Source organism: Gallaecimonas zhanjiangensis (assembly GCF_057624825.1).
The window spans coordinates 1,245,888-1,258,706 of the sequence record NZ_CM172603.1; the positions used below are offsets into that span (position 1 = coordinate 1,245,888).

General features: G+C 60.8%; 9 protein-coding genes. 5 read left to right on the forward strand and 4 right to left on the reverse strand.

What is annotated here, in order from left to right:
- The first annotated feature begins 1 nt into the window (after position 1).
- The 5 genes from lpxB to tilS are packed head-to-tail and all read left to right on the forward strand — an operon-like array spanning position 2 to position 7,461.
- Positions 2 to 1,132 carry a lipid-A-disaccharide synthase gene (lpxB, locus tag AC22G1_RS05855; RefSeq protein WP_487316694.1) on the forward strand — a complete coding sequence of 377 codons (1,131 nt, stop codon included), beginning with the start codon at positions 2 to 4 and terminating at the stop codon, positions 1,130 to 1,132.
- Positions 1,126 to 1,695, forward strand: coding sequence for a ribonuclease HII (gene rnhB / locus AC22G1_RS05860; RefSeq protein ID WP_050657433.1), 570 nt, complete (start codon positions 1,126 to 1,128; stop codon positions 1,693 to 1,695). The genes lpxB and rnhB overlap by 7 nt, the downstream gene beginning before the upstream one ends.
- The gene (dnaE, locus tag AC22G1_RS05865) at positions 1,692 to 5,198 is read left to right on the forward strand and encodes a DNA polymerase III subunit alpha (RefSeq protein ID WP_487315935.1); all 3,507 of its coding nucleotides are present in this window, start codon (positions 1,692 to 1,694) and stop codon (positions 5,196 to 5,198) included. The genes rnhB and dnaE overlap by 4 nt, the downstream gene beginning before the upstream one ends.
- Positions 5,199 to 5,227: 29 nt before the next feature.
- Positions 5,228 to 6,184 carry an acetyl-CoA carboxylase carboxyl transferase subunit alpha gene (gene accA / locus AC22G1_RS05870; RefSeq protein WP_487315936.1) on the forward strand — a complete coding sequence of 319 codons (957 nt, stop codon included), beginning with the start codon at positions 5,228 to 5,230 and terminating at the stop codon, positions 6,182 to 6,184.
- Positions 6,184 to 7,461 (forward strand): tRNA lysidine(34) synthetase TilS, encoded by a 1,278-nt coding sequence (gene tilS, locus AC22G1_RS05875; protein ID WP_487315937.1) that lies wholly within the window; start codon positions 6,184 to 6,186, stop codon positions 7,459 to 7,461. Before accA ends, tilS begins: the two co-directional genes overlap by 1 nt.
- On the opposite strand, the gene AC22G1_RS05880 is transcribed toward tilS, so the two are convergent.
- The 4 genes from AC22G1_RS05880 to AC22G1_RS05895 form a co-directional block, all read right to left on the reverse strand.
- Positions 7,419 to 8,258 (reverse strand): GGDEF domain-containing protein, encoded by an 840-nt coding sequence (locus AC22G1_RS05880; protein ID WP_487315938.1) that lies wholly within the window; start codon positions 8,256 to 8,258, stop codon positions 7,419 to 7,421. The genes tilS and AC22G1_RS05880 overlap by 43 nt on opposite strands.
- 41 nt (positions 8,259 to 8,299) lie before the next feature.
- Positions 8,300 to 9,436: a patatin-like phospholipase family protein gene (locus AC22G1_RS05885; RefSeq protein WP_487315939.1), complete on the reverse strand. Its 1,137-nt coding sequence runs from the start codon at positions 9,434 to 9,436 to the stop codon at positions 8,300 to 8,302.
- 112 nt (positions 9,437 to 9,548) lie between these two features.
- On the reverse strand, positions 9,549 to 11,264 hold the full coding sequence (locus AC22G1_RS05890; protein WP_487316695.1) for a proline--tRNA ligase: 1,716 nt from the start codon (positions 11,262 to 11,264) through the stop codon (positions 9,549 to 9,551).
- A gap of 62 nt (positions 11,265 to 11,326) precedes the next feature.
- Positions 11,327 to 12,814: an ABC transporter substrate-binding protein gene (locus tag AC22G1_RS05895; RefSeq protein ID WP_487315940.1), complete on the reverse strand. Its 1,488-nt coding sequence runs from the start codon at positions 12,812 to 12,814 to the stop codon at positions 11,327 to 11,329.
- Positions 12,815 to 12,819: the final 5 nt, after the last annotated feature.

The window sequence follows — 12,819 nt, forward strand, 5'->3', positions numbered from 1 at the left end:
GATCATGTCCAGACCATTACGGGTGGGCATGATCGCAGGCGAGGCCTCCGGCGACCTGCTGGGGGCCGATCTCATGGCTTCCTTGCAGGCCCAACATCCCGACATTCAGTTCTATGGCATCGGCGGCCCGCGCATGCAGGCCCTGGGCTTTAACAGCCTTTTTGACATGGAAGAGCTGTCGGTGATGGGGCTGGTGGAGGTGTTAAAACACCTGCCGCGCCTGCTGCATATCCGCAAACATATCGTCCGCCATTTCATCGACAACCCGCCCGATGTGTTCATCGGTATCGATGCCCCTGACTTCAACCTGGGTGTTGAAAAGCGCCTCAAGGACAAAGGCATCACGACGGTGCATTACGTCAGCCCCTCGGTGTGGGCTTGGCGCGAAAAGCGGGTGTTCAAGGTCAAGGCCGCCACCGATCTGGTGCTGGCCTTGCTGCCCTTTGAAAAGGCTTTTTACGACCGTTACCAGCATCCTTGCGTATTTGTCGGCCACCCCCTTGCCGACCGCATGCCGCTGGATGTAAACGTGCCTGCTGCCTGGGCCGAGCTGGGCCTTGCCGAGCAGCACCCGACGCTCGCCATTTTGCCGGGCTCTCGGGGCGGTGAAGTGGCCCGCATGGCGCCGCTCTTTAAAGAAGCGGCGCTAAAGCTCAAGGCCGACAACCCGGCGCTGCACTTTTTGGTGCCGGCGGCCAACGCCAAACGCCGCGAGCAAATCGAAGCCGCCTTTAGCGATGTGGCCGATGTCACTGTGGTGGACGGCAAGGGCAGGGAAGTGATGGCCGCCAGCGACGCTGTCTTGCTCGCCTCTGGCACCGCCACCCTGGAAGCCATGCTGGCTAAAAAGCCGATGGTGGTGGCTTATCAGGTGCACCCCTTTACCTATTGGCTGGCCAAAAGGCTGGTGCGCGTTAAACGCTTTAGCCTGCCTAACCTCCTGGCCGACGCCGACTGGGTGCCAGAGCTTATCCAGGACGACGCTACTTCGGACGCCATCTTTGCTGCCGTCAAAGGGGCTCTTGGCGAAGAACAGCAGGCCAACCCGGCGCGTTTTCGTGCCCTTCATGAGCGTATTCGCCAAAACGCCTCAGAGCAGGCGGCCAAGGCGGTATTGGAGTTGTTATGTTGATTGCCGGTGTCGATGAAGTGGGCCGCGGCCCACTGGTAGGAGACGTGGTCACCGCCGCGGTGATTTTAGACCCGGCCAACCCCATCGAAGGCCTGACCGATTCCAAGAAACTCAGTGCCAAGCGCCGCGAGGCCCTGGCGGTAGAAATTCGCGAAAAAGCCCTGGCCTGGTGCGTGGCAAGGGCCAGCGCCGCTGAAATCGACAGCATTAACATCTTCCAGGCCACCATGCTGGCCATGAGCCGGGCCGTGGAAGGCCTGAGCCTGGTGCCCAGTGAAGCCCTGATTGACGGTAACAAAGTGCCCAAGCTCGCTATGCCAGCCCGGGCCATCGTCAAGGGTGATGCGCTAGAGCCTGCCATTGGCGCCGCTAGTATTCTGGCCAAAGTGGCCCGCGACGCCGAGATGGTTGAACTGCACCAGCGCTACCCCCACTATGGCTTTGACAAGCACAAGGGCTATCCCACCGCCGAGCACCTAGCAAAGCTCGCCGAGTATGGCCCTATCGACGAACACAGACGCAGTTTCAAACCGGTGCGCCTGGCACTGGGAATAGAGTCATGAGCACACCGAGCTTTATCCATCTTCGGGTTCATTCCGATTTCTCCATGGTCGACGGGGTGGCCAAGGTCGGCCCCATCGTCAAGCAGGCCGGCGAAATGGGCTTTCCGGCCCTGGCCATCACCGACCAGGGCAACCTGTGCGGCCTGGTGCGCTTTTACGGCTCGGCCCACGGCGCCGGCATCAAGCCCATTGTCGGGGCCGATTTGTGGCTGCAAAGCGGCCCCATGGAAGATCAGCTCTATCGCCTGACCGTATTGTGCCAAGACAACACCGGTTACCAGAATCTCACCATGCTCATTTCCAAGTCCTACCTGCGCGGCCATGTGCAGGGCCGCCCGGTGGTGGACAGGGAGTGGCTGGCCCATCACAGCGAAGGGCTTATCCTGCTGTCTGGCGCCAAGGAAGGGGATGTGGGCATTGGCCTTTTGAAGGGCAATAACGTGCTGGTGGACGAAGCGGTGGCTTTTTACCAGCAGCATTTTCCCAGCCGCTATTACCTGGAGCTTATCCGCACCGGCCGCAGCGACGAGGAAAACTACCTGCATTACGCGGTGGCGCTGGCCCAGCAGCAGGGCTTGCCGGTGGTAGCGACCAACGAAGTGGTTATTCTCAAAAAGGACGACTTCGACGCCCACGAGACCCGGGTGGCCATTCGCGATGGCTACGTGCTGGCCGACCCCAATCGCCCCAAACGCTACAGCAGCGAGCAGTATTTGAAATCCGCCGAGGAAATGGCAGAGCTGTTCTCTGATATTCCCTCGGCCCTTGAAAATACCGTGGAGATTGCCAAGCGCTGTAACGTCACCATCCGCCTGGGCGAATACTTCCTGCCCAACTTCCCGACTGGCGATCTGAGCATCGAGGACTTCTTGGTCAAGGTGTCCGAGAAGGGCCTTGAGGAGCGTCTCCAGTTCCTGTTCCCCGATGAAACAGTGCGGGCCGAGCGGCGCGGCGAATACGACGAGCGCCTGAAAATCGAGCTCGGCGTAATCAACCAGATGGGTTTTCCCGGCTACTTCCTTATCGTGATGGAGTTTATCCAGTGGTCCAAGGATAACGATATCCCGGTAGGGCCGGGGCGCGGCTCGGGCGCCGGCTCCCTGGTGGCTTACGCCCTTAAAATTACTGATCTGGACCCGCTGGAATTTGATCTGCTGTTCGAGCGGTTTTTGAACCCCGAGCGGGTGTCCATGCCCGACTTTGACGTCGACTTTTGCATGGACAAACGGGACCAGGTGATTGACCACGTCGCCGAGCTTTACGGCCGCGACGCGGTATCGCAGATCATCACTTTCGGTACCATGGCCGCCAAGGCGGTGGTGCGGGATGTGGGCCGGGTCATGGGCCATCCCTACGGTTTTGTGGACCGTATCTCCAAGCTCATTCCCGGCGACCCGGGCATGACCCTTAAAAAGGCCTTCGAGGAAGAGCCGCGCCTGCAAGAGGTTTACGACGCCGACGAAGAAGTGCGCGCCGTCATCGACATGGCCCGCAAGCTCGAGGGGGTGACCCGTAACGCCGGTAAGCACGCCGGGGGCGTGGTTATCGCGCCTACCACCATCACCGACTTTGCGCCCATTTATTGCGATGATCAGGGCCACAACCCGGTTACCCAGTTCGACAAAAACGACGTGGAATACGCCGGGCTGGTTAAATTCGACTTCCTGGGCCTAAGAACCCTCACCATCATCGACTGGGCGCTGGAGATGATTAACCCGCGCCTGGAAAAGGCCGGTAAAGCGCCGGTGGATATCGCCGCCATCCCTCTCGATGACAAATACAGCTTTAAAAAGCTGCTGAACGCCGAAACCACGGCGGTGTTCCAGCTTGAATCGCGGGGCATGAAGGAGCTGATAAAGCGCCTCAAGCCCGACTGCTTCGAGGACATGATAGCCCTGGTGGCCCTGTTCCGGCCGGGCCCGCTGCAATCGGGCATGGTAGATAACTTTATCGACCGTAAGCACGGCCGCGAGGAAATTTCCTACCCCGACGCCCAGTACCAGCACGAGAGCCTCAAGCCCATCCTCGAGCCCACCTACGGCATCATCCTCTACCAAGAGCAGGTGATGCAGATTGCCCAGGTGCTGGCCGGTTATAGCCTGGGCGGCGCTGACCTTCTGCGCCGGGCCATGGGTAAGAAAAAGCCGGAGGAGATGGCCAAGCAGCGCTCTACCTTCGAAGACGGCGCCAAGGGCAACGGCGTTGACGGCGAACTGTCGATGAAGATCTTCGACTTGGTTGAGAAGTTCGCCGGTTACGGCTTTAACAAGTCGCACTCTGCCGCCTACGCCCTGGTTTCCTATCAGACCCTCTGGCTCAAGGCCCACTTCCCGGCGGAGTTCATGGCGGCGGTGATGTCCGCCGATATGGACAATACCGACAAGATAGTGACCCTGGTGGACGAAGTGCGCCGCCTGGGGCTTGTGATGCAGCCGCCGGACGTTAACGTTGGCCTTTATAAGTTTACCGTTAACGAGCAAGGCGAAGTGATTTACGGCATCGGCGCCATCAAGGGCGTGGGTGAAGGCCCCATCGAGGCCATATTGGAGGCCCGCAGCGAAGGCGGCCCCTTTAGCGACCTTTTCGATTTTTGTAACCGGGTCGACATCAAGCGGGTGAACCGCCGGGTGCTGGAAAAACTGGTGCAATCGGGCGCCATGGACAGCCTTGGCCCCATCAAAGGCAGCCTCAAAGGGCGCCTTGGCGAGCAGCGGGCGCGGCTTTACGCCACCTTGCCAGAGGCCATCAAAGCGGCCGACCAGCACGCCAAGGCCCAGAGTATCGGCCAGGGGGATCTCTTTGGCCTGGTTAACGAGTCCCCTGACGACAACCAGCAAAGCTTTGCCCAGGCACAAACCTGGCCTGACGAGCAGTGGCTGATGGGGGAGCGCGAAACCCTCGGGCTTTACCTTTCCGGCCACCCCATCGACCGTTACCTGCCGGAGCTCAAGCACCTGGCCCGTTGCCGGTTGTGCGACGTGCAGCCCACCCCAAAAGGGGGTAGCGTGGTGTTGTCAGGTCTGGTTCTGGCGGTACGGCCCATGATCAACAAGCGAAACGGCAAGCGCTGGGGTATTGTTACCCTCGATGATGGCTCGGCACGCCTCGATGTCATGCTATATGCTGACACTTACGAGCAATATCAGGATCTTTTGGCACCGGATTTGGTGTTGGTGGTTGAAGGACAGGTCAGCTTTGATGACTTTTCCGGGGGCTATAGAATGACGGCACGTAATGTGATGACCATCACTCAAGCTCGCGAACGCCATGCCCGGGGCCTGAAATTGCAGGTAGGGGGCCAGGTTGAACCGGAGCAGCTGCTCAATGTGCTGGAACCGTTCAGCCAGGGCACTTGTCCTGTTACCCTGAGCCTTGCCAACCAGCAGGCCCAGGGGGAAATGAAACTGGGTGTTCGCTGGCGGGTCATGCCGGAAGATGCCTTGCTGCATCAATTGGGGACCCTTTTGGGTAAAGAAGCGGTCACGCTTCAGTATGACGCTTAAGGCGAAGCCTTCAGGATAACGGACAAAACATGAGCCTTAACTTTTTACAATTTGAACAACCTATTGCTGAACTGCTGGCACAAATCGAAGAGCTAAAAGCAGTGGGCGATAGCAATGGCGTAGATCTCAACCTCAGCGAGGAGATCGGCCGTCTTAACGACAAATGCGATGAGCTGACCAAAAAGCTGTTCAGCGATCTGACTCCCTGGCAAGTGGCGCAATTGGCTCGCCACCCCCAGCGCCCCTACAGCTACGACTACATCAAGCACATCTTCACCGAATATGACGAGTTGGCCGGCGATCGCGCCTTTGCCGACGACAAAGCCATAGTCGGTGGTATTGCCCGCCTTGAAGGCGAGCCGGTGATGGTGATTGGTCATCAGAAGGGCCGCGACGTGCGTGAGCGCACCAAGCGTAACTTCGGCATGCCGCGCCCCGAGGGCTACCGTAAGGCGCTGCGCCTGATGGAGATGGCCGAGCGCTTCAAGATGCCCATCCTCACCTTTATCGACACTCCCGGCGCCTACCCAGGCGTGGGCGCCGAAGAGCGCGGCCAGTCCGAAGCCATTGCCCGCAACCTCAAGGTCATGTCCACCCTCAAGGTTCCGGTGATTTGTACCGTCATCGGTGAGGGCGGCTCCGGCGGCGCCCTGGCCATCGGCGTGGGCGATAGGGTCAACATGCTGCAATATTCCACCTATTCGGTGATCTCCCCCGAAGGCTGCGCCTCCATTTTGTGGAAAAGCGCCGACAAGGCCAGCGTGGCGGCCGAAGCCATGGGCATCACCGCCGAGCGCCTCAAAGAGCTCAAGCTGATTGATACCGTGGTCGAAGAGCCCTTGGGCGGCGCCCACCGTAATCCCAAGCTGATGGCTGAGCGCCTCAAGGCGCGCCTGCTGGCCGACCTGAACGGCCTGCGTGACCTTGACGGTGACACCCTGCTGGACAAGCGTTACGAGCGCCTGATGGGGTACGGCTACGTCTGATGCAGGCCGTGCTCGACGCCCTTGACCAACAACTGGGCCCCCGCCTTGGCGGGGGCTCTGTCGTTTTAGCGCTCTCAGGTGGTCTGGACTCTGTGGTGCTGCTCCACGCCCTGGCGCCCTGGTGCCAGGGACGAGGGGCGAGACTAAAAGCGGTGCACGTTCATCACGGCATCTCGGCCAATGCCGATAGCTGGGTTGAGCACTGCAAAGCGCTTTGCGCCGCCCTTGGCGTGCCTTTGGCGATAGAGCACCTCGCCCTTAACAAAGGGCCGCGCCAAAGCCTGGAAGCCATCGCCCGTGACGGGCGCTACCGGGTGCTGGCCGATGCCATGGCGCCTGGCGATTGCTTGGTGACCGCCCATCATTTGGATGACCAAGCCGAGACTTTTCTGCTCGCTGCCCGGCGTGGCGCTGGCCTGGATGGCCTTTGCGCCATGCCGTTTGCCCGGCCCTTTGGCCCCGGCACCCTTATCCGGCCACTGCTGGCCCTGAGCCGAAAAACCTTGGAAGCGGCAGCTAAGGGCTTGGCTTGGGTGGAAGACGAGTCCAATCAAGACACCGCCTTTGACCGCAACTTTCTGCGCCAATCCCTGCTGCCGGCGGCAGAGGAAAGGCTTAGCGGCTTTAGCGCAGGCCTTGCCCGCAGTGCTGAGCTGTTGCAACAAGAGCTGCCGGCCAGAGACTGGCTGCTAACCCAGGAGCTGGCGCGGCGGGTGGGGCTTGATGGCAGCCTGGATCTTAGCGGCGCCCCGGTTGAGGCGGCGGCGCTGCTGCTGCGCGCCTGGGCCGCGGGTTTTGACCAAGGATTGGCACTGGGGCACAAGGCGGTTGCCGAGATGCTGCGCCAACAACACGCCGCAGAAGATGCCACGGTGCGGGTGGGGGATTTTGGCCGCTTTAAGGGGCGCTGGTTTTATCTGCCGCCAACCCTTGGGGCCGATAAAGCAGCCTTACTCACCGCCATTGCTTGGCAATCCGGGGGCGGTTTGCTGCAAAAAGGGCAGTGGCGTTTTGACTTGCCGGGCTCAACCCGTTTTCAGCCCCACGACAGGGACCAGGGCCGGACCCTTAAAAAGCTCTGGCAGGAATGGGGCGTGCCGCCCTGGCTGCGCCCCCACTGGCCACTTTTAGTGGGTGAGGGCGGCGAACTGCTGGCGGTCGCGGGTATGGCGGTGGCCAAAGGCCATTTTCAGCCCCAGGGGCAATTCCCGGCTTGGGATGCCCCTGGCGCCTTTCAGCCTTTTCTCAGGCAGCCGCGGCCGGCGCCTTTGGCCTGATAGAGCGCCAAGTCGGCCCGCGCTTGCAATGAGCGGGGGTGTTCTCCGGGTTGCCACTGGGCCAAGCCCATGCTGACGCCAATTTTATGGCTGGCCAGGAACTCGTTGTCTTTGAGGCTTGCCAACAACCGCTGGGCCAACTTTTCGCCGCCGTCCTGGTCGGTGTCGGCCAGCAACAGGGCAAATTCGTCTCCTCCCAAGCGAAAGCACCGATCCTCAATGCGGGCCTGGCTGGTCATCAGCTGGGCTACCCGGTAGAGAACGGCATCTCCCCGTTGATGGCCGTAGGCGTCGTTAACCGGCTTGAAGTTGTCCAAATCCAGCAGCAGCAGGCAAAAGGGATGCTGATGGCGGTCGGCCCTGGCCACCAGGCGGGTTTCTTCCTCGGCAAAGGCGGTGCGGTTGCCAAGGCCGGTCAGTTGGTCGGTGCGGGCTTGGCTCAGGGCCTGGCCATGCATCAGGGCGTTGCCAAGGGCCGGTACCAAGGCGTCGTGCCAGTGCCCCAGCAGTTGCTCCTGCCACAGGCTCAGGGGCCCTTTGAGGCTGTAGTGCACGCCGTCCACTGCTGGGCTGTCGGTGGTGAGATAGCGCTCGGTATTGCCGCTTCGCCAGCGCAGCTGCACCGCGTCATTGACCCGGATAGCGGCAAGGGGGAGGCAATGTTTTGCCAGGGCGGCAAAACGCATCAGCACCTGCTGGGGATCCAGGGTCTGGTACAGGCCTATCACATCTTCTGCCCGCGGCGTGATGGCCAGGGGCAGGGTCTTGGAATTGGCGGTATAGGGATGTAACTGCATGGGCACGCCCTCGGTAATACCTGGGCAAATCTGAGCAAGATCTAGGCCAAAATGCCAAGGTGGCTGGCAATGGCGGCCTTCTGGCGCTCGGCGTCTTGTTCCCCAAGGGCGATAAGCTCCTGACAATAAAGACTTTCAAAGAGCAGGTAAGAGAGTAGCGAGGCATCTTCTTCGTCGGTTACCCCAAGCCGTGCCAGCAGCCAGCGAATGGCTCTTGGCAGGGTTTGGTAGTGGCGAGCGGCAATAACGTCAATATCCTGACTGGGCTGGATAACCAGGGTATCAATGGCCCGAAGCGGCAGCTGGTGGCGCTTTCTTGGCGGGATCAGCTCCAGGGTCTGGTTGATCCGCCAAGCCCGCTCCAGGTCGGCGTTAAGGGCGTCGGTGAAGATACTTTCCAGCAGGTGGCCGGCGATAAGGCCGGCGGTTGGGGCATGGACCATGGCTGGCTTTTGCACCGGTAGTTGTTGGTGTTGGGTCCCTATCACCAGGATGCGGCTAGCCCCCAGGTGAATAGCCGGGCTCAGAGGGCTGAGTTGATGGATGGTGCCGTCACAGAAGAACTGGTTTTTTATCCGCACCGGCGGGAATAAAAAGGGCAGGGCGGTGCTGGCCATCAGATGGGTTTCGTTGATGTGAGCCCGTTGGCCAAGGCGCCGGGCCCGTTGCCATGGCTGGCAGTCGTCGGCACCAGTGAAAAAAGTTACCGAACTGCGCTCGGTGTAGGACGAGGCGGTGATGCCAATGGCCCTGAGCCTCCCGGCGCTGATTTGCCCTGCCAGGCGGTGAAAGGGCAGCCGCTGGGCAAGCAGTTTTTGCAATGGCCGGGGGTCTAGCAGGCAGGGCTGGAGCTTACGGGCGTAATCGGCCTGGAAGAATCGCACCATGCGCCGGGTGATATGGCCCGCCAGGTGCCAAGGGTCGGCATGAAAAACCTGCCCTGTATGAAACTGCCCCCAGACCCGCTCCAGATGCCGCACTCCCCGGCACAGGCAGTGGGCCCAAACCCCGAGGGCAGTGGCATTGACGGCGCCAGCCGAGGTGCCGCAAAGGATATGAAAAGGCAGGCCCCTTTTGGTGCCTTGCCAATGGCCGATGGCTTTGAGAACACCCACTTGGTAGGCGGCCCTGGCGCCGCCGCCGGTGAGGATAAGGGCTGTAGTGGCAGGGCTGTGCATGGCGCGTCCCGTGTGCTTTTATTCTGCCAATCAGCTTAGTTTACAATGCCTTATCTTGCCTCTTTGGCAACAAAAAGCCCCGCAGTTGCGGGGCTTTTTTAAGCATCAGGCCTTACTGGCCAAGGTGGCCTTTAAGGGTGGCCAGCACATCGCTGATGGCCAGCTCCACCTTCTCGCCGTCGCGGCGGTTTTTGTATTCCACCAAGTCGTTGTCGAGGCCGCGCTCGCCGATGATGATGCTGTGGGGAATACCAATCAGCTCCATGTCGGCAAACATCACGCCGGGGCGCTCTTTACGGTCATCAAACAGCACTTCGATACCGGCGCCGGTGAGTTCGGCGTAGAGCTTCTCTGCAGCGTCCTGCACCCGGTGCGACTTGTGCATGTTCATGGGGATGATCACCACCTGGAAGGGGGCGATGGCGTCCGGCCAGATGATGCCTTTGTCGTCATGGTTCTGCTCGATGGCAGCGGCCACCACCCGGGAGACACCGATACCGTAGCAGCCCATTTCCATGACGGTGGCCTTGCCCTGCTCGGACAATACCGTGGCCTTCATGGCTTCGGAGTACTTGGTACCCAACTGGAAGATGTGGCCCACTTCGATGCCGCGTTTGAGCTCGATGGTGCCGTTGCCGCAGGGGCTGGGGTCACCGGCTACCACGTTGCGGATATCGGCAACGGCGGTAAATTGGGCGTCGCGGTCCCAGTTGATGTGGGTGTGGTGCTTGCCATCGACGTTGGCGCCGGCGGCAAAATCGCTCATCACCGCTACGCTGCGGTCAACAATCACCGGCAGTTTCAGGCCAACCGGGCCCAGGGAGCCGGGGCCGGCACCGATGGCGGCGCGAATGTCGGCTTCGTCGGCAAAGGCGAAGGGGCTGGCCACCTGGGGCAGCTTCTCGGCTTTGATGTCGTTCAGTTCATGGTCGCCACGGACCAGCAGCGCCACCAACGGAGCTTCTTCGCTGGCGCCTTTGACGATGAGGGTTTTGACCGTTTTCTCAATGGCAATACCGAACTGGCTGACCAGCTCATCGATGGTCTTGGCATTGGGGGTGTCGAGCTCGGCCAGCTCGCCAGTAGGGGCGGCGCGCTCGGTGCTGGGGGCCAGGGCTTCGGCCATTTCCACGTTGGCGGCAAAGTCGGAGCCGTTGGAGATGGCAATCACATCTTCGCCGCTGTCGGCCAGTACCTGGAACTCATGGGAGGCGCTGCCGCCGATGGAGCCGGTGTCGGCTACCACGGGGCGGAAATCCAGGCCCAGGCGGGTGAAGATGTTGCAGTAGGCTCGGTGCATGCGCTGGTAGGTGTCTTCCAGGCTGGCTTTGTCCAGGTGGAAGGAGTAGGCGTCCTTCATCAGGAATTCGCGGCCACGCATCACCCCGAAACGGGGGCGCACTTCGTCGCGGAATTTGGTCTGAATTTGAAAGAGGTTCAGGGGCAACTGCTTGTAGCTGCTCACCTCACCGCGCACCAGGGCGGTGATCACTTCTTCGTGGGTCGGGCCCAGCACAAATTCGCGGTTGCCACGGTCCTTGATGCGGCAAAGCTCAGGGCCGTAGTCTTCCCAGCGGCCGGATTCTTGCCACAGCTCGGCAGGTTGCACCACCGGCATGGACACTTCGATGGCACCGGCCTTTTCCATTTCGTCGCGCACCACCGCTTCCACCTTTCTCAGGGTGCGAAGACCGGTGGGCAGCCAGGTGTAGAGACCGGCGGCGATTTTACGCACCATGCCGGCACGCATCATCAACTGGTGGCTTTTAACCTCAGCGTCGGCTGGGGTTTCCTTGAGAGTGGACAGCAGGTATTGGCTGGTACGCATTTCCAAACAAGGCCGTGGTGAAGTGTTAAAAGGAGACGTAGTGTAGCAGCACCCGGGGCCCCCTAGAAGCCCCGGTGGCCCTGGCGTTTTTCTTCAAGGCGGGCCAGCAGTTTGTCGACGTTCTGGCGGTCGGTTACCGCCAGTACCGCCCAGGACAACACCAGCCCCAGCGGCGGCCCCAATTGCAGGCAAAGGGCCTCGGCAAAGCTCTCGCCATGGGGGTGGTTGCGTCGCGGCAGATAAAGTAGCAGCCGGGCGCCGTCGCCCTTGGCCAGAATATCGTCCGGCAGGCACTCCTTTTTTAGGCGCTGGCCCAGGGCCTTTAACTGTTTATCGCCACCGGCAAAGCCGGCATCGAGGTTAATGGCCCGCAAGTTATCGACGTGGATCATCACCAGCCAGGCATCCAAATCGCCCTTTTGCACCATCCGGCACAGCCTGCCACGGGTAGGCAGGCCGGTGGCGGCGTCGTGGTCCAGGCGATGCTCAAGCTTGGCCAGCCGCGCCATGTTGCGATAGAGCCGCTTCTGGGCAAGGCGCCAGCGCCACAGCAAATACAGCGGCGGCGGCAACAGCAGTAGCATCAGCAGCCAGGGCCAATAGCCGGTGCGGGTTTGCGGCCCGGGGTGGTAGAGAAAATCGCTGATGTTATCGACTTTGGGAATTTGGCCGCTCTCGGCGAGGATGTCGGCAATGTGCTGCCAGCGCCTGGGGTTCATATGCCCGATGCTCACCAGATCCGGCATGATCAACTGGCGGGCGGTATCGAGCTCAAAGCGCATGTGGCCTTGAGATTTGTCGGTCTGGTAGTGGTTGTTGATGATGGCCAGGGTTTCTTGGGGGTGGTCCAGGGCGTAGTCCCAGCCCTTGAGGGACGCGGCCCGGAATTTGGCCACTTCCTGCGGGTGTTCTTTGAGGAAGGGCGTGGAGGTAAAGAGGATGTCGGAGTAAAAATCCATGCCCATGGCGCGCGGGTCGAGGATCACATAGGGCAGCCCCAGTTTATCCAGCTGATAAGGCTCGTTGGTGAGGTAGGCATTAAAGGCGTCCACCTTGCCGGCGATAAAATCCTGGATATTGGTGGAGGTGTCCTGGCGGATAAGCTGGCTGGGTTTGATACCGGCCTTGCTGAGCATGGCCAGGATCTCCGGGTCCAGGCCGCCGGGGAAGAACATCACCTTGTGGCCCACCAAGTCTTTTACGCTCTTGATGCCGCTGTCGGTGCGGGCCACCAGCACCGAAGGAGAATGCTGGTAGATGGCGGCCAGGGCCACAAAGGGATAACCCTCGGCCCAAAAGCTCAGCACCTCCATGTTGCCCACCCCGAACTGGGCGCGGCCTTCAAACACCTCATTGACCGGGAAGCGGTTGGCGTTGCCCTCGCGAATGGTCACGTCCAGGCCCGCGTCTTTGTAATAGCCCTTGTACAGCGCCACGTAGTAACCGGCGAACTGGGGCTGGTGGTGCCAGCGCAGCTGCAACACCAACGGGTCGGCAAAAAGCGGGCGGCTTAACAGCAGCAGGGTGAAGGCAAGGGCCAAACGCAGCATGACGG